At 46.7% G+C, this 17,716-nt stretch carries 14 protein-coding genes and 2 tRNA genes; 5 read left to right on the forward strand and 11 right to left on the reverse strand.

Going from position 1 to position 17,716, the window contains the following annotated elements; genetic code table 11:
- Nucleotides 1-124: 124 nt before the first annotated feature.
- Nucleotides 125-1,762, forward strand: coding sequence for a phosphotransferase (locus HXT52_RS04130; protein WP_421776184.1), 1,638 nt, complete (start codon nucleotides 125-127; stop codon nucleotides 1,760-1,762).
- 18 nt (nucleotides 1,763-1,780) lie between these two features.
- Nucleotides 1,781-1,999: a DUF3107 family protein gene (locus HXT52_RS04135; protein WP_004128724.1), complete on the forward strand. Its 219-nt coding sequence runs from the start codon at nucleotides 1,781-1,783 to the stop codon at nucleotides 1,997-1,999.
- Between the two features lie 5 nt (nucleotides 2,000-2,004).
- On the opposite strand, the gene HXT52_RS04140 is transcribed toward HXT52_RS04135, so the two are convergent.
- Nucleotides 2,005-2,925, reverse strand: coding sequence for a PHP domain-containing protein (locus tag HXT52_RS04140; protein ID WP_421775781.1), 921 nt, complete (start codon nucleotides 2,923-2,925; stop codon nucleotides 2,005-2,007).
- 119 nt (nucleotides 2,926-3,044) lie between these two features.
- On the opposite strand from HXT52_RS04140, the gene HXT52_RS04145 reads away from it, so the two are divergent.
- Nucleotides 3,045-3,692 (forward strand): vitamin K epoxide reductase family protein, encoded by a 648-nt coding sequence (locus HXT52_RS04145; RefSeq protein WP_004136249.1) that lies wholly within the window; start codon nucleotides 3,045-3,047, stop codon nucleotides 3,690-3,692.
- Between the two features lie 26 nt (nucleotides 3,693-3,718).
- Here HXT52_RS04145 and murI read toward each other — a convergent pair whose 3' ends face one another.
- From murI to HXT52_RS04170, 5 genes are all read right to left on the reverse strand, one after another.
- Nucleotides 3,719-4,492: a glutamate racemase gene (gene murI / locus HXT52_RS04150; RefSeq protein ID WP_004136247.1), complete on the reverse strand. Its 774-nt coding sequence runs from the start codon at nucleotides 4,490-4,492 to the stop codon at nucleotides 3,719-3,721.
- 62 nt (nucleotides 4,493-4,554) lie between these two features.
- Nucleotides 4,555-6,135, reverse strand: a complete 1,581-nt coding sequence (nikE, locus tag HXT52_RS04155) for a nickel ABC transporter ATP-binding protein NikE (RefSeq protein ID WP_419185074.1) — start codon at nucleotides 6,133-6,135, stop codon at nucleotides 4,555-4,557.
- Between the two features lie 48 nt (nucleotides 6,136-6,183).
- Nucleotides 6,184-7,983 (reverse strand): ABC transporter substrate-binding protein, encoded by a 1,800-nt coding sequence (locus HXT52_RS04160; protein ID WP_421775782.1) that lies wholly within the window; start codon nucleotides 7,981-7,983, stop codon nucleotides 6,184-6,186.
- Between the two features lie 215 nt (nucleotides 7,984-8,198).
- Nucleotides 8,199-9,329 (reverse strand): ABC transporter permease, encoded by a 1,131-nt coding sequence (locus HXT52_RS04165; protein ID WP_004136241.1) that lies wholly within the window; start codon nucleotides 9,327-9,329, stop codon nucleotides 8,199-8,201.
- A complete protein-coding gene (locus HXT52_RS04170) occupies nucleotides 9,326-10,258 on the reverse strand; it encodes an ABC transporter permease (protein WP_421775783.1) in 933 nt (310 codons plus the stop codon). Before HXT52_RS04170 ends, HXT52_RS04165 begins: the two co-directional genes overlap by 4 nt.
- Nucleotides 10,259-10,587: 329 nt before the next feature.
- Between HXT52_RS04170 and HXT52_RS04175 the strand changes: the two genes are divergently transcribed.
- Complete coding sequence (locus HXT52_RS04175; RefSeq protein WP_004136237.1) at nucleotides 10,588-10,863, forward strand: BrnT family toxin; 276 nt, start codon at nucleotides 10,588-10,590, stop codon at nucleotides 10,861-10,863.
- Nucleotides 10,841-11,098, forward strand: a complete 258-nt coding sequence (gene brnA, locus HXT52_RS04180) for a type II toxin-antitoxin system BrnA family antitoxin (RefSeq protein ID WP_004136235.1) — start codon at nucleotides 10,841-10,843, stop codon at nucleotides 11,096-11,098. Before HXT52_RS04175 ends, brnA begins: the two co-directional genes overlap by 23 nt.
- Nucleotides 11,099-11,180: 82 nt before the next feature.
- Here the strand turns inward: brnA and ileS are convergent, their stop codons facing one another.
- The 5 genes from ileS to HXT52_RS04205 all read right to left on the reverse strand — a co-directional run bounded on the left by ileS (nucleotide 11,181) and on the right by HXT52_RS04205 (nucleotide 17,019).
- Nucleotides 11,181-14,579: a mupirocin-resistant isoleucine--tRNA ligase gene (gene ileS, locus HXT52_RS04185; protein WP_421775784.1), complete on the reverse strand. Its 3,399-nt coding sequence runs from the start codon at nucleotides 14,577-14,579 to the stop codon at nucleotides 11,181-11,183.
- Between the two features lie 366 nt (nucleotides 14,580-14,945).
- Nucleotides 14,946-15,018: transfer RNA gene (locus HXT52_RS04190), tRNA-Arg, on the reverse strand.
- 44 nt (nucleotides 15,019-15,062) lie between these two features.
- Nucleotides 15,063-15,383: an exodeoxyribonuclease VII small subunit gene (locus HXT52_RS04195; RefSeq protein WP_004134524.1), complete on the reverse strand. Its 321-nt coding sequence runs from the start codon at nucleotides 15,381-15,383 to the stop codon at nucleotides 15,063-15,065.
- Nucleotides 15,384-15,437: 54 nt separating this feature from the next.
- On the reverse strand, nucleotides 15,438-16,835 hold the full coding sequence (gene xseA, locus HXT52_RS04200; RefSeq protein WP_004136231.1) for an exodeoxyribonuclease VII large subunit: 1,398 nt from the start codon (nucleotides 16,833-16,835) through the stop codon (nucleotides 15,438-15,440).
- Nucleotides 16,836-16,945: 110 nt separating this feature from the next.
- Nucleotides 16,946-17,019: transfer RNA gene (locus tag HXT52_RS04205), tRNA-Lys, on the reverse strand.
- Nucleotides 17,020-17,716: the final 697 nt, after the last annotated feature.

Here is a 17,716-nt window from a genome sequence, read left to right on the forward strand (position 1 = left end):
TGCAAGCTGAATAAAAACATGTGTATAACTTACGAAAAATTGGCAAAATTTCGGTGCTTTGTATTACTGTGGGAGTGTGACACAACTCAGTAGATTCAAGTTGGCAGCACTGGCATCTGCAGCCATGCCCGAAGTACAGTTTGCAGGAACGCGCCAAAGTGAGCAAGTTAATGCCACTGATACCGCGGCTGGAATTTCTCACGCCGTTGTGCAAGATGTTTCAGGTAAGCTTTATGACATTTTTATTAGTGCAGAAAACAAGGGTCGCAAGCGCTTGCGCGACCGAGCTCGTGCAGCATGGACGCTTGAGCACAGCAAAGATTTAGCAGCTTTGGGATTTGCGTACGACACTATGCTTACGTTTATTCCAGGAAAACGCGAAGGCGAAGAAAACAATACTGCAACCGCGAATGCTACAAATAATGCAGATAGCGCAAATCTTAAGCAGACTATGCAAATGTCTAGCATTATTTCCGACGAAAATGACAATGACACTGTGCTTATTTGCGAGCATCTTGAAGGAAGCGCGCGCGACTTGCGTCTTCTTACAACGGATGATTGCGCAAATGTTGGAACTGCAATCGGCGCAATTCACAGACTTCGACCTAGCTTCGTAACTCGCGGAAAATATCCTGCTTTTACTACTGGCCAAATTCGAGCACAGTTAACTGGTTGGATTAAAAGGCTTCGTCAAGCAGGTCACATTCCAACAGAAATTACGGACAGCTGGTCCAGAGTGTTGGAAACTGAAGGATTGTGGTCATTTGAAACATGCCCAGTACACGGCGGTTTTGTTGACGGAGATATTCTGTTTTCAGGATCTACTATTACTGCCGTAACAAATTGGCAGGGAATGCAAATTAACGATCCTGCTCGAGATTTGGCTTGGATTTTTGCAAAACTCAACGAACAGCGCAGAAACGCAGTACTTTCTGCATACGGCAGGATGATGGGATCTCGTCTCGATAGTTTGATTATGCTTCGCGCGAATTTGTGGCTGCAAATGGAGCAAGTTGGAGATTTTATTCAGGCTTTGCAGCGTGCAGACACAACAAGTATTATGCGTTTTAAGGCGCAGGTGGAGCGTTTAGCGCACGAGCTTAGCCGTATTAGCAATGCTCAAGCCGCTAAAACTCACTCTGCTGGAAGCCCTGCTTCTACTATTACTGTTGGCACGCTTCTTGAAAACGACAACACAAAAAGTCGCCAAATTTTGCAAAATAATTCTTCTGAAAATGCTGCAAATACCGCAAATTCCGCAAATGGAGACGAAACCAATGAGCGCGATATTACGGTTGAAGGAAATGTTTCTAAAGATAGCGATCAGAACACAATAGTCGCGCGCGAAGCTGCCGAAAACGACGATACTCACGAGCGCACAGTTCAGTACGCTGTAACTAATTCTTCTAGCAACGAAGAAGCTGAAAAGGCAGCGCATATTGCGGACGATACGGCAACTCAAGTAATTACGCATGTTGAAGCTAAGTCTTCAAATGATAATGCTGACGCTGCAGAAACTGAAGCAGAATCAGAATTAGAATCAGAAGATGGCGTTGCAAATGTTGAAGCAGCAGACGCTGAGTCAGAGACAGTTGCTGAGTCAGATACGAATGCTGAAACAGAAGCAGACGCTGAGCCAGGTGCGAACGCTGAAAAAACTTCCGCACAAGAAGAAGACGATAAGCCGGAAACGGTTATTATTCCTCTTCGCGAGCGCGAAGAGCGAGCAAAGCGCGACGCTGAAGAAGAAAGTAGTTTATAGTACTTATAGGAGGACGGCATGCGAGTAGTGCTGGGATTAAAAAACGTTTCCGATTCAATTGATTTTGAAACAAACCAGAGCGCGGACGAAGTGCGCACAATTATTAGCGATGCAAAAGATATGCTTGAGTTTACTGATGTAAACGGTCGTACGATTATGATTTCAGCATCGTCATTGTCTTACGCGCTAATCGGCGACACTCCAAAGCATTCAGTAGGCTTCAGCGCCCTCAACTAAAAGATTTAGAGCTTATAGCCGCGGGAAATTATTTCCGACACCACTTCGCGGCTTGTTGTTTCTTCACCCAGGCGGTTTGGTTTGCCTGATCCATGCCAATCCGAGCCGCCTGTTACAAGCAAATCGTACTTTTGCGCCAAATCAAGCAAACGCTGACGCTGGTCTTTAGAATTTCCGCGATGATACACTTCTAAACCGTCAAGACCAGCTTTTGCAAACGATATAATCTGATCGTCTGAAAGAAGCACACGATTACGCGCAGGATCCGCCGGATGCGCAATCACAACAACTCCCCCAGCGTTCTTAACCGCATCAATAACCTCACGCACATTCGGCGAAGGCGTTGGAATATAGTACTTGCTTTGCGGAGAAATAGGGCCAGCAAAAGCCTCGGAGCGCGTGCGAAAAACGCCGGCTTTAACCAAAGCATCCGCAATATGCGGTCTGCCGATTGTGGTCAAATCACCAAGCTTAGCTTGAGCTAAAACATCATCCCAAGTAATTGGAAAATCGTTAGAAATGCGCTCAACCATGTGCTTTGTGCGCTCAAAGCGATACTTACGAGTAAGCTCAAACATGCTCACAATCATGCTATTTTGCGGATTGTACTGGTATGCAAGCATGTGCACATAAACTCCAGCATCTTGAGCAGTAATTTCCGAACCAAAAAGCACGGGCATATTTGAAACCTTAGCCGCAGCGCGAAAATCATCCCAACCTGCAGTAGTGTCATGATCGGTAATAGCAACTCCATGCAAACCAGCGAGCTTAGCTTGCATAATCAAATCTTCTGGAATGGCAGTGCCGTCAGAATAAACGGTGTGACAGTGCAAATCCCAGCGTTCGCGCGCAGCCAGCGTAAGATGCGTGCTACTAGCATTCGCATAATCAAATGCGTCGCATTGTTCGTTGCTATTTTCGGTCATATAATCATCGTAAACTGTGCTATGTAAAGAGAAATAAATACGCACTCATAATCATTCGCTATTATTTGCTATTATTCCCATTGTTAATAATTCGTTATCGGTAACTTTTAGGAGCGGAGATGGAGCAGACCAGCACGGCGCAAGAAGAATACGAAACAACACTGCGCGGATGGAGACACTCCTCTTTGTGGACTTACGGCGTAATGCTGTTCTTTTCCGCAGTGGCGCTTATAACATCGCTTATTCTTTCCGCAGAAACGCTTGCTTTGGCGCGCGCACCGAAAAAATTACTTAGCTGCGACTTTAACACTGTTGTCTCCTGCTCTCGCGTTTCACAAGCTTGGCAGGCAGAAATTGTGAAATTCGGCGAATTAAGCTTCCCAAACGCATTCTTTGGAATTGCTGCAGAAAGCGTGTTCGTAACACTTGCTGTTATTGGAATGATTCGCGTTTGCGTGCCGCGCTGGTTCGCAATCTGCACTTGGATTGGCGGATTATGCGCGCTCGCCTACGCTTACTGGCTGTTCTCACAATCAATGTTCGTGATTCACGCCCTATGCCCGTGGTGCATTGTGCTCATGTTCTCCACAACAATGCAATTTATGTCGTTGACACACGCAAGCGTAAGCTCGCAAAAACTACTTGTTAAGCGTTTTACGTGGGTTGAAAGCTACTACCGTTTGCGATACGACCTACTAGTTGACGTGCTGTGGATTGCGGCGTTAGTTACGCTGATTTTAAGCCAGTATGCAAAAGTAATTTTTTAGTAAAATACTAAAGCTCAAATATAAGACTACTTACACAAGCTTTTTGCAAGTTGCTGCATGCGCTCGCTAGTATCCGAATTAGTAAGCGTAATTGAGCCTTCTTGAGAATCGCTTGCAAGCTCGCCTAAATCTTCCAGAATTTTTTGAAGATGATTGATCGTGCCTTCGTTACCGTCAACAATATTCGTGCGCGCAGGCAAAAATTCGCGGAAATAATCGCGGTAGAACACAAAATGAGTGCAGCCAAGCACAACCGAATCAATACTTTCTAAATCATACTCATCGAAATACTTGTGAAGAGCTGCAAAAACAATATTGCGATTATTAAGCTCCCCACGCTCAACAATACGCACTAAATCAGGGCAAGCTTGAGAAAAAATCGTATGATTTTTAGAAAAACGCTGCAGCAAATCCGCGAACTTGTGCTCGCGCAAAGTAAGCTCAGTTGCGGCCACAATTACGCGCTGAGACTCGCCTTTGCCTAAATCGCAAGCTAATTTAAGCGCCGGCTCCATACCTATGATAGGTATATTGTAGTTCGCGCGCAAATCGTTCACAGCTGCGGAAGTGGCGGTGTTGCAAGCAATTACGATGGCTTTTACATTTAAGCTAACGAATCTCTCAACGATTGCAAAGCTTAGCTTTTTAACTTCCTCGGGAGTTTTAATGCCGTATGGAGCGTTGGCAGAGTCGCCAAAATAGATGATTCGCTCATGCGGAAGAGCAGCATGCAACTGACGAGCTACGGAAATGCCTCCAAGCCCCGAATCAAAAACGCCAATTGCTGCCGACGATGCCATAGACTACCTCCTAAAAACGCTTACTATCGTAATGGCGAGCCTCAACATACTAGGAAAACATACTACGAAATATATTGAATACTGCCATTTCTAATTATGGCAACTTCGTCAGCAATCTCCTGCACAACTCCCAAATCGTGCGTAATAAACAAGCACGCGTAATTGTACTTTTGTTGCAAATCACGCAACAAATTCAACACACGCCTCTGCACTGTAACGTCCAACGCGGAAGTCGGCTCATCCGCAATAAGCAGAGAAGGCTGCAAAATAAGCGCGCGAGCAATACCTACGCGCTGTCGTTGACCTCCGGAAAGCTCGTGCGGAAAACGCTTTGCAAGATCGGTCGGCACTTGCACTTGTTCCAGCATCTTCTTCACGCGCTCCTCACGCTCACTAGCATCAAGTTGCGTGTGCAAAAGCAGCGGTTCTGCAATACTCCAGCCAATGGTTTTACGCGGATTTAGTGCGGAACCTGAATCTTGAAAAACGTATCCAATTTGCGATAATGCTTGGCGGCGAGCTTTACTGTTTAATCTGTTTAAGTTTTCTCCATTAAGTAGCACTAATCCTGAATTTGGTTTGATTTGCCCAGAAATAAGCTTTGCAATAGTGGTTTTTCCAGCTCCAGACTCCCCGACTAAAGCTAGTGTAGAGCCAGAGTTAATGCGCAAGTTTGCGTTAGCGAGAGCAAGCTTATTTGAATCTTTGCTAAAACGAGCATGCGAATACTTCACACTTACGCCTTGAACTTCAACTACTGGAGATTTAGATCCTGGAGATTCAGAAATATTTTTAGCAATATTCTTAGCAATCGCTTTTGCTACTTCTTCTATACTTTCGTAAGAATCGCCGTTTTGCGCATATTGCATATCGAATTTCGGAACCGATTCCAGCAAAGTGCGCGTATATTCGTGCTTAGGATTTGCAAAAATATGCTGAACTTCGCCAGATTCCACAATATTCCCGCCTTGCATTACATACATTTCATCCGCGAGCGCGCGCACAACACTCATATCGTGCGTAATAATCAGCACAGCAAGATGTAATTTCTCCGACAAATTACGTATAAGACGTAAAATATCTCGTTGCGTGGTGATGTCGAGTGCTGTTGTAGGCTCGTCTGCAATCAAAACTTGTGGACGATTTATTAAAGCCATAGCAATCATCGCACGCTGGAGTTGGCCGCCAGAAAGCTCATGCGCGTACGAACGATACACACGCTCAGCATCACTCAACTCAACCTCAAGAAGCTGCGAAATCACACGCTTCTTACGCTCTCTTTGGCTAAGTTTTCCTGCTTTTTCAGGATGATATATTAGCGATTCTTCTATTTGCTTGCCAATTGTTTTCACAGGATTAAACGCACTGGACGGCTCCTGAAAAATCATGCCAATCATTCCACCGCGAATCAGATCGTAAGGCGCATTTTCGCTTAGTAAATCTATGGCAGATTCGTTGGCATAAGTAGCGTTAAGAAGCGCGCTTCCTTCAACTTTCGCAGAGTCTGAAAGCAAACCCATAAGAGCCAGCGCAGTAAGCGACTTTCCGGAGCCGGACTCACCCACTAAAGCCGAAACTTCGCCCGCACTCATACGTAACGATACATCTCGCGTAATTTGACGGCCGCCAATCGAAATCGACATTCCGTCGACACTTATAACAACTTCTTCTTTCGCACCAGTCACAACTAATCACCTCTTCAAAGATACAGCGGCGTAATTTGGGTACGCAGGGAAACTTCCGATGTAGAAATTCTCCACGCCACTTCCGTGAATAAACGTGTTATGCGAGTAAATAAGCGGCACAACCGGAGAATCAGCCATAATAGTGCGGTCTGCTTGCTGCCACAATTTTTCCGCTTCGTGCGAGTCAACAGTTTGTATTGCTTTTCTAAGCAGGGCATCTACTTTAGGATTTTCGTAGCGAGAAATATTCCAGTTACCGCCGCCAATTTGCGAAGAATCAAAAAGCGGTCCCAAATTCGCAAAAGCAGAAGGAAAATCAGGCTGCCACGAAGCCAAAGCCAAATCGTAATCTCCGGAATTTGACGTGATTGCATCCGTAAAGTTTACTGCGTCAACAGTTTTAATCGTCACTTTAATACCAGCTCGCTTTAAACTTGATTGCACAGAAGATGCCACTTGCGTTTGATCCGGACGAGCAATCAGAATCAATTTAATATCAGTTTTACCTGATTTTTTCAACAGTTGTTTAGCTTTCTCAACGTCTCCGCGTGGATCTGTAGCATACAAATTAAACTGCTTCCTGCCCGAAATACCAGGCGTAATAAGCGTTGTTGCAAAACCGCCAGCAATTGAGCCGCCCTTCGCCGTGCGGTACGACTGCTTATCAACAGCATACTGAATCGCTTTTCGAACATTGATGTCCGTTATTCTGCGCGTATTCATAGCCAAATATTCAAGAGCACCGTCACTACTTGTAATGAGCAAGCTTCGTGACTTAGGGTTTGCTTGAGCCTGCGCAAGCTGAGCAGGCGGCACGAAATCAGCCAAAAATGCGGATTTTGTATCCGAATTTCCTTGAATCATCGACTGAGCCGCAACAGTAGCATCCGAACCAAGCTTCCAAACAATCTCATTAGGACCGGCTGTGCGAATGCTGTCAAGCTTTGAATCCCAATACTTATTACGCTGCATAACAACTTTTTTGCCGACTTCGTTTTGCACAATTCGATATGGTCCGGAAGCTTTAGGATGCTTTGAATACGTTTGCGCGTCGCCAGAATTCGCTGGAACTGGCACAAATGCTGCCAAAGACGCAACCCAAGGCCAATCTGCAAACGGAGCTTTTAAGTGGAAAATAATAGTTTGATCGTCTGGAGTTTCAATGGAATCAAGCGACTTTCCACTAAAAGGACCGTCATAATTTTCTCCACCAACAAGAAGAGTCTTATGGTAGCTAAAACCGCCGCTTAAAGAATCAGCAAAAGAGCGCTCAATGCCGAATTTAATATCGCGCGAAGTAATCTCACTTCCATCTTCGTACTTGACACCCTTCTTAAGCGTGTACTTCCAAGTTTTGCCGCCGTCGCTTGTTGTGCCGGTATCCGTTGCTAAATCTGGAACAACGCGCGTTTGCTTGCTTGAATCCGGACTTACTTTCCAAGTTGTAAGCGCGCGGAATATGAAATTATTCGACGTAATCGGCAAACCTTGGCTGCGAGCTGGATCGAAATTCATATTGGTATTCGACGTAAATACCGTAAGACTGCCACCTTTTTGCGGATTGGAATTTAGCGCGGAAGCGTTGGTAACGCTAGATTTTGTAGAGCTGGCACTTCCGCAAGCAGAAAGTGAAAGTAACGAGAGTAGCGAAATCGGAAGCAACGAAAAAGCTGCAAGCGCCGCAACAAACTTCTTCGAAATTGCAGTCGCGCTTGAAGTTACGACTGAAGTTATGCCTGAATCTTTGTTTGTATTTTTATTTGTAGTTTTAGTTGTAGTTTTAGTTGTAGTTTTAAAAGTGAACATAATAATCCCCTTATATTTATTAGTATTTTTTTGAATTTGTAATTTGACTCTTCAAAATGTCAACTATCGACTTAATCCCGATTTTTTCTTTACGTGCATGTACAGAAAAAATCGTTTTTTAGCGAGATTTCGTTATTTTCTTTACACAGCAGTAAAGAAAATGTCGCTTATGAAGCTTTTGAAGAGTTATGTTAATTTATGAGCACGCGAATCCACTAACAGACTGCGGCACGAGGATCGACGAAACGATAACAGACGTCAACCACAAGATTCGCAACAATCACAAGCGCAGCCGCAAACAGCGTCACACCAACCAGCACTTGCAAATCAAGATTTTTCACCGAATCAAGAAGCAGCGAACCCAAACCTTGCATAGAGAAAACGCTCTCAGTTATTACAGCACCACCAAGCAAACCGCCCAAATCCAAGCCAAACATAGTCAGCACAGGAAGCATCGCATTAGGCATCGCGTGACGCGTTATAGCTTTCGAACGCGGCATGCCCTTAGCTAAAGCAGTACGCATATAATCCTGCTGCAACTCGTCAAGCATGTGAGCGCGAGTAAGTCGCGTATAGTATGCCGCGTTAAGAAGCGCCAAAACAAGCCACGGAAGAAGCAAATGTTGAAGCCAATCTAAAGGACTTTCCACAAAACTTACGTAACCACCCGTAGGAAAAATCGGCAAATAAACTGCAAAAGCAAGTATTGCAAGCATTCCAATTAAATACGCTGGAGATGAAATCCCTACAGACGAAAGCGCTCGAAGCGCGCGGTCAATAAAAGATCCTTCTTTTGCAGCAGAAATAACTCCAGTTGCAACGCCCACAGTAAGCCAAAGAACCGCAGCACCAGTTGCCAACGAAGCAGTTACCACGAAACGACTCATAATAAGATTAGTTACAGGCTCGTTTAGCGTAAACGACCATCCTAAGCATGGACCAGCGCACACGATAGTAGCTCCAGAACTATCTGTGAACTTGCGCCCGAAGAATATGCCACGAATATAACTGCCAAGTTGCTCATACCATGGCGCGTCCGTGCCCATAAATGCGGAAACTCGTGCCAAACGTTCAGGAGTGCACGGCTTTCCGCAAGCAAGTTGCGCAGGATTGGCAGGAAGCATAAAGAAAATAAGGAATAGCACTACTGCAATCAGCGTTAAAACAAGTATTGCGCTTGCTGCGCGCTTGCCAATAAAAACAAGAAAATCGGAAATATTGCCGATTATTCGCGAATTAGCAGCAGATTTATTAATGCTGATTTTCGGTGTATTGATTATATTTTGTTGCGCACTTTGCGCATTCTGCGTATTTTGAGTATTTTGAGTATTTTGCTTGTTACTCATTCCGTCACCGCCTTTTTGGAAGCTCGCGGCTGAAGAGCACTAGCCAAACCGTCGCCAACAAGATTAAAGCCGAAAGTAAGCAAGAACAGCGCAACTCCAGGTAAAAGAAGATACCAAGGATCAACCAAAACCCACTGAACTGCATCCGCAATAGCGCGTCCCCACGAAGGCGAAGGCGGATTCATGCCCACACCAAGGAACGACAACGCAGCCTCCGCTCCAATGCGACCAGGAATAAGAAAAGTCACATTCACCAAAAGAAGAGGCAACATATTCGGCATTATCTGCTCACGCAAAATATGCCATGTGTTCGCACCCATTACGTAAGAAGCCACAGTGAAATTGCGAGATTTTAACGAAAGCGTTTGCGCTCTAACCAAACGAGCGATGCTTGGCCAGCCAAAAAAGCCTAAAACAAGCGTTAGCAGAATCGGCCGCGGGAAATTTTGCGGCACAACTGCAGACAGCGCAATCACAAAAATCAGGAATGGAAAACCGAAGAACACATCCATCGTGCGCGAAAGCAAAGTGTCTGCGAAACCACCGAAGTACCCTGCAATCATGCCGATTAGAATGCCAAGAAATAGCGAAATTACAGTAGAAGCAATGCCAATCCCAAGAGAAACGCGTGCTCCATGCGAAATAATCGCGAAAATATCAAGACCACGAAGCGGAGTTACACCGAACCAATGTTGGAAACTAATACCCCCCTGGCCTACTGGAACTGAGTTGGAATCTAATATTTCCGGATGCTCAGAGTAAGGATTATTGCCAGTAATTGTTGTAAAAACGTCGGCAAAAATAGCCAAAATCGCAAAAATAGCAATAATTACAGTTCCAGCAACAATGCCGGTATTAGTTCTTGCAAGAACGGTGACGCCAGATGAATCACGCTTATAGCGTGAACGAAATACACCGACCCTTCTCATCTTTACTCATTTCGTCACCTGCACTTTCTTTTTGAATATCATGCAATATAAATTAACGCAAAATACAAATCGAGTAAAAATTTGTATTGTTGTCTTATCGACACTATAGGAACCCATAGAAAACGGGGGTGTCGCATTGCCCTTGCTTGAAGCTGCATCGTGCGCTTCAAGCAAGCTCAATGCGGTAGCGATAGCCTTTAACCACAATGCGTAAAAAATCTAGGAAAGCTAAATTAAAGCATTTACGATACCTAATACAAAACAACAATCATTAAAAATTGCTTCATATTGATGTTGTTTTGATGTAAAATACACACTAGGAGGTGAGAATGAATTTTGAACACGATCCTGCAAAAAGCTTAAAAAATTTTGCTAAACACGGTATCAGTTTCAAAAAAGCCCAATTACTTTGGGAGAATACGACAATTACATTAAAATCCAAAAATTCAGGAAACGACAACTCTCGCTACTTAGTTTTTGGAAAAATAAACAATAAGCATTGGACGGCAATAATAACAAAAAGGAATAATCGAATTCGTATTATTTCTGTAAGAAGATCACGTAAAAATGAGGAGCAATATTATGAAGAGCACTACAACGAGTAAGGAAATAAGCGGCAAAGAACTCGATAAAAAATTCGATAACGGTGAAGACGTACTTGAGTACTTTGATTTGGAGCATCCAACTATAGAGCACCGCTCAAATGTGCAAAAACGCGTCACATTTACTATGCCAGAATGGATTATTGAAAAACTTGATAAACGTGCAGAAATTCTTGCTATTAGCAGAAACGCAGTCGTCAATACACTCATTGCAGAAAAACTAGAAAATTCAAAATAAAATTAAAAATAAAACAAAACGTGCCGAGTATGAATCATACACCGGCACGTTTTTGTTTAGTTAATTAGCTGTTAGTTGTGTTTTACGCACGCTTAAGGCTTACGCTAAGCTCAGTTGCGCTAGAATCAGCCTCAACAACCTCGAAGCTCGTAGCCAAAGTCTCCTCCGCAATCAAATCGCGGAACTGCTCAACTTTAGCAACGTCCGAAACTGGCACGCTCAAAGTCAAAGAGATTCGGTCGCTAATATCCAAACCGTTCTCCTTGCGCGCATCCTGAACAGCGCGAATAGCGTCACGAGCATAACCTTCAGCAAGCAAATCGTCCGTCAAAGCAGTGTCAAGCATAACGAAGCCGCCAGTTGGCATTGCAGCAGAAGCAGTGTTTGCAGCCGCTTGAGCATCCGAAGACTCAACGCGATTTACAAGCTCATACTCGCCCTCAACAAGCGCAACTTCGCCGTTTGGAGTCTGAACAACAGGAGCACCAGACTCGTCAACATGCCAATCGCCACTCTTAGAAGACTTAATAGCAAACTGCACTTGTTTACCCAAACGAGGGCCAGCAGCGCGTGCGTTCACCTTAAGCTCGTGAACAATCTTCAAACCGTGTTCGCTTGCGTCCTGCAAAGTGCAGAATGTAACATTCTTCACGTTAAGCTCACGCTCAAGCACCTGCTCGTAAGGCTCAACAGCAGCAGTATTTTCTGCAACAACAGTCAAGTTTGCCAACGGCTGGCGCACGCGCAACTGTTCCGCCTTACGCAACGAAAGCGTAGAAGACACAACCTCGCGAACCTTATCCATAGCAGCAACCAAAGCATCGTCGTGCGCAAGAACAGCACCAAGCTCGGTGACTTCTCCGGCCTTAGAGTTCTTCTCACCATCTGAAAGAGTCTCAGGCTCAACCAAATAAGGCCAATCAGCCAAATGCACGGATTCGCCGCCAGTAAGGCCACGCCACACAGCCTCCGCTTCCATTGGAGCAAGAGGAGCAATCGTGCGCATGAACACTTCCAGAACAGTGTAAAGCGTGTTGAAAGCAGCTTCATCCTCATTCCAGAAGCGGTCACGGCTGCCGCGAATATACCAATTTGTAAGCACATCAATAAAGTCGCTAACTGCAGCGCAAGCATCGCTAATCGCAAACTCGTTCAAGCACTTTTCTACGCGCTCAACAAGCAAACGCGTGCGAGCAAGCAAGTAGCGATCCATGTTGCAAAGACCCGCAACCTCGTCCGCGCGAAGGCGACGAGCATCATAGCCCTTACCACCGTTTGCAGCGTTCGCATACAAAGTGAAAAAGTAGTAAGAGCTCCAAACTGGAAGCATAACCTGACGAACAGTATCCCTAATGCCGTCGGCAGTAACAATCAAATTGCCACCGCGCAAAATTGGCGAAGACATGAGGAACCAGCGCATTGCGTCCGAACCGTACTCGTTGAAAACGCCATTAACATCTGGGTAGTTGCGCAAATGCTTACTCATCTTCTGACCGTCGGAACCAAGCACAATGCCGTGGCAAATCACGTTCTTATAAGCCGGACGGTCGAATAGAGCCGTAGCCATAATGTGAAGCGTGTAGAACCAACCGCGAGTCTGACCAATGTATTCGACGATGTAATCGCATGGGAAGTGCTCTTCGAAGAATTCCTTATTTTCAAACGGATAATGGAACTGCGCGAAAGGCATAGAACCAGACTCAAACCAGCAGTCGAGAACATCCGTAATACGGTGCATTTGCGACTTTCCGGTAGGATCATCCGGATTTGGACGAGTAAGGCGATCGATATACGGGCGGTGCATATTCACATTGCCGTCGTCGTCGCGCGGATAATCGCCAAAATCAGCCTTAAGCTCTTCCAACGAACCATACACGTCTACGCGAGGATACTTTGGATCATCACTCACCCAAACTGGAATTGGCGAACCCCAGAAGCGATTACGGCTAATCGACCAATCGCGAGCGTTAGAAAGCCACTTACCAAACTGGCCGTCCTTAACGTTTCCAGGAATCCAATTAATCTCCTGATTAAGCTCAAGCAAACGCTTCTTAATCTTCGTAACAGACACAAACCAGCTAGAAACAGGCTTATAAATAAGCGGAGTTGCACAACGCCAGCAATGAGGATAGCTGTGCACGTAGCTTTTTTCTTGGAACAGCAACGCGCGCTGATCTTCCGGCATTTGAGCAAGCGGACCGTCTCCTGCACGCAAGTTACGCAAAATAGGCAAGTTGGCGTCGAAAACGTACAAGCCTTCGTAATCTGGGCAGTCGCTTGTAAACTTGCAGCCTGCGTCGAGCACGTCAACGCTGCGAATTTCGTGTGCGTTAAGCGTGTTCATATCGTCCTCGCCGTAAGGAGCCTGGTGAACGAGGCCAGTACCTTCAGCGGTGTCAACATAATCTGCAGTGAAAATCGTAAAAGCGTTAGGACCAGGAGTACCACCCTCTGCGAGCGCAGAATCGCTTGCAAAGTATGGGAACACTGGGTAGTAGCGCCAGCCGGCCATCTGCGCACCCTTAAGTTCGCGCACAACCTCGTAGTTTTCGCCAAGTTCCTTAGTGTAGGAGGCGAGCAAAGGCTTACCGATGTAGAACTTTTTGCCAGCGAACTTGCCTTCAGTTGGACGAACTTCCACGTAGTCGATGTCTGCGCCGACTACGATTGCGAAGTTGGTTGGCACAGTCCAAGGAGTAGTGGTCCAGAAGACTGCGTAAGCGTCGGCTTCGTCGCGAAGCTTAACGGCCACGGAAACGGTGGTGTCCTGACGATTCTGGTAAACATCCGCATCCATGCGAAGCTCGTGGGCGGAAAGCGGAGTCTGGTCCTTCGGGCAGTACGGAAGAACGCGGTAACCCTTGTAAGCCAAGCCCTTATCATAAAGCTGCTTAAAAGCCCACATTACGGATTCCATGTATGGAATGTTCAGCGTTTTGTAGCCGCGCTCGAAATCAACCCAGCGAGCCTGACGATGCACGTAGTTTTGCCACTCGTTCGTGTACTTCAAAACGCTGGCACGGCAAGCATCGTTGAACTTTGCGATACCCATTTTTTCGATTTGCTCAACCGACTCGATGCCGAGCTCCTTCTGCGCTTCCAACTCTGCAGGAAGACCGTGAGTATCCCAACCAAAAACGCGGTTTACTTTGCGGCCGCGCATAGTCTGATAGCGCGGAACCACGTCTTTTGCGTAGCCTGTGAGCAGGTGGCCGTAGTGAGGAAGACCGTTTGCGAATGGAGGGCCGTCGAAGAACACGAACTCGTTTTGGCTACCCTTGCCGGACGGGCGGTATTCGATTGACTTGCGGAAAGTATTGTTTGCATCCCAGTATTGAAGAACGGACTCTTCAAGCTTTGGGAAAGAAGGATTTGGTGCAACTTGCGCGCCGGCAGTTTCTTGCGCAGATGCAGAAACATTTACCTTTGGGTATACGTTATTTGCGCACGACTTTTCGGCTGGATTAGTGGATTCGCTCACTGTGCTCTCCTCGCTCAACAGGGTGAATATTTCCCTGCGAGGACGACAGTTACTGCCGCGGTACCACCTCGCTTGCTATAAGATTTACGCAACGCAAGTTACGTAGGTTACGTGCGTAACGCAAGTGCGTAGCGCAAATACGAAACGTAATCGAACTATTCTTATAGCCTCTCGTGTTTGGCTGTGCGGGCCAACCCCGTCGGTTCTAATAAGCGAGAACCTTACGAATCCTCGCCGTTCTTCCGAAAACTCCCCGCCGATAACGGATCATCGCTTAAGTTAGAAATAATCTAACACTATCCCCTAACATTGGGAAGTATTTCGCGACTCGCGAATAATACGAACAAAGTAAATAAGTAATAAAAGTGCCCCGGATCAGAATCGAACTGACGACACCCACTTTAGGAGAGTGGTGCTCTATCCACTGAGCTACCGAGGCAACAAATGGCAATTATACACTATGGCGTGTCACTGCGTCGAGCTCTAATCCTCAAGATTCGACTGCGTGCCGGCCGTCGCCGCCGTTGCCGACTGCTCCGCCTGCGCCGCGTCCAACTTGGCTCGAACCGTAGCAAGCAAACCCTGAGCGCGCTTTGCCAACGCCTCACCAATCTCCCACTGACGCATGGACTGGTCGAGCGTCAAACCGCCAGCTTCCAGCGCCTGAACCGCCTGAACCAGCTTTTCGCGAGCCTCTTCGTATGGCATCGCCTCAATCGCAGCGCGCTCTTCTTTCGTAAGAGTGCTTGCGAATTCTGTGCTTTCTGCTGATTCTTCAGCCTTTTTCGTTGCTTTCTCGCTCATATCTAACCTTTCGCTATATCTAAAATATATAAAATATCTAAAATATCTAAAAAATTACTTACTTGACTTTACGGCAGACGGATTTACGGCAGCAGACTTAGTGCCAGTCACCTTGCCAAGAACAACGCCGCTTTTAAGCGTAACAGTCATATCGTCGCCAACTTTCGCTAAAGCCGAGTCGTCAAGCACTCGCCCACCGCTAAGCTGCACTACAGCGTACCCGCGGTTCAAAGTCGATTGCGGACTTAACGCAGTCAAGCTCGCGTGCGCCTTTTCAACAGTCAAGCTCGCGTCGTCAAGAAGTCGCACCAAACCGTGACGCATTCTCTCGACAGCCTGATTAACAAACAACTCGTGCGGCTCAAGCATAGTGCTCGGGCGCGTAAGACTCGGGCGATTCGCATAACCCTCAACGAGACGAATCTCATTGTCAACGCGCGCAGAAATTCGCATGCGCATAGTTTGCAGCGCGTTATCAATAAGCTGCCACTGCTCGCGAACGTCCGGAACCACGCGCTTTGCAGCATCTGTAGGAGTAGAAGCGCGCAAATCCGCCGCCAAATCGATAAGCGTCCAATCGTCCTCGTGGCCGATTGCAGACACAATCGGAGTCACGCACGCAGCCGTGGCGCGAACCACACCCTCGTCCGAAAAACCAATCAAATCCTCAAAACTGCCGCCGCCGCGAGCAACGATAATAACGTCAACCTCTGGGTCTGCGTCGAGCTGGTTGATTGCGGCAATAATATCCGACGGACACTGCACGCCCTGCACGTGCGCGTGAACAACCTTGAAGCGCGTAACAGGCCAGCGCAAATTCACGTTAGTAATAACATCGCCCTCTGCGCGAGCCTGAGGCGCACACACGAGGCCGATGCACTTAGGAAATTCCGGCAGCGGCACTTTATTTTCAACGTCAAACAGGCCCTCGCCCTTAAGTTTTTTACGCAACTCGTCAATTTGCGCTTTTAAGTCGCCGGCGCCGACGCGGCGAATTTCGTCCGCAACGAAGCTTAAACGCGTGGCTTTTACCCAAATATCAGCCTTGCCGTGAACAACTACACGATCGCCTTGGCGAAGTTCGCGCGCCTGCTGCACGAAATTGCTAAAGCCCATTACGGAAATCGAGACTTCCTCGTTGCTGTCGCGAAGAGTGATGTAGCCGGAAGAAGCGCGGCGCATGTTGATTTCGACGATTTGACCCTCAATCCACGCGGATGGCCAGCGTTCGACGGCGCTGTGGAACTTTTGGCTTAAGACGGCAACAGGCCACGGATTTTCGGCGGTTGTGTCTGCGGCTTTTAGAGGGAGCGGACGCGGCTGAGCTTGCTGCGGAGTAAGCGGCTGAGCAAGCGACTGAGTAAGCGGCTGAGCAAGCGGCTGAGCAAGCGGCGCAAGATTTTGTGGCGGCTGCTCAGGCTGCGCATCATCCTGGAATAATTGCGGCATCATATTCGACGAGGTCATACTTCAAGATTGACTGCAAAGAGGGACAAAGAGGGCTTCGTTGCGTGTGGAGATTGATACGAAAAAACCCAAGCGCGAAGCTTGGGTTTTGCTTGTGCCCCCTCAGGGATTCGAACCCTGGACACGCTGATTAAGAGTCAGCTGCTCTAACCAACTGAGCTAAAGGGGCGTTGGTTATCTTGGCCCGCTTTGCGAACCGAGTAACTACTATACTCAGAATGAGAGCGTACGCAAGCCGGCGTGTCGCATTGCCCTTGCTTGAAGCTGCATTGCGCGCTTCAAGCAAGCTCAATGCGGTAGCGACGACTCAATGCTGAAAGCACAGTGTGCTTTACGTGCGCGACGACCTGCTTGAGCGCAGCACAGCGCGCGCGAAAGCAACTCGGAGCGGAAACTCGCTCAGGTTGGAAGTCCAGTGGACTTCCAACGCGAGTTTCGTAAGCGAGCACTTATAGTGCGAGCTTTGGTCTGGTGAATCACTCCAAACGCGAGGAAAGTTTACGGCGTTTGGAGGGTTTAAGGCCGTGCAGCGCTCCAAACGCGCGCGCTAAACCGCAACGCTCAAGCAAATCGTCGTGCTTCTTTCATAGTAATCTAGCGAAGAAGATTTACAACTCTTGCAATTTCAACAGAATTCGACCTGTGTGAATATTTATTCTTATCACCATTAGTAAAAAGTGCCCACACACTCATAAGAGCAGTGGACACTTTTACCAGCCGTTAGCAACAACTAAACTTAGATTGATTAGCAAAATCAAAACTCAATACTGAAATCGTTCAATATGCAAAAATCCAATACTAAATTCAGTCATTTTTCATTTATTCACTCATTCTTAGCTTTTTAACTAATCACGAGTTTTATTTTT

This window comes from Gardnerella sp. KA00288 (genome assembly GCF_049244085.1).
GTDB classification, from domain to species: Bacteria; Actinomycetota; Actinomycetes; order Actinomycetales; family Bifidobacteriaceae; genus Bifidobacterium; species Bifidobacterium greenwoodii.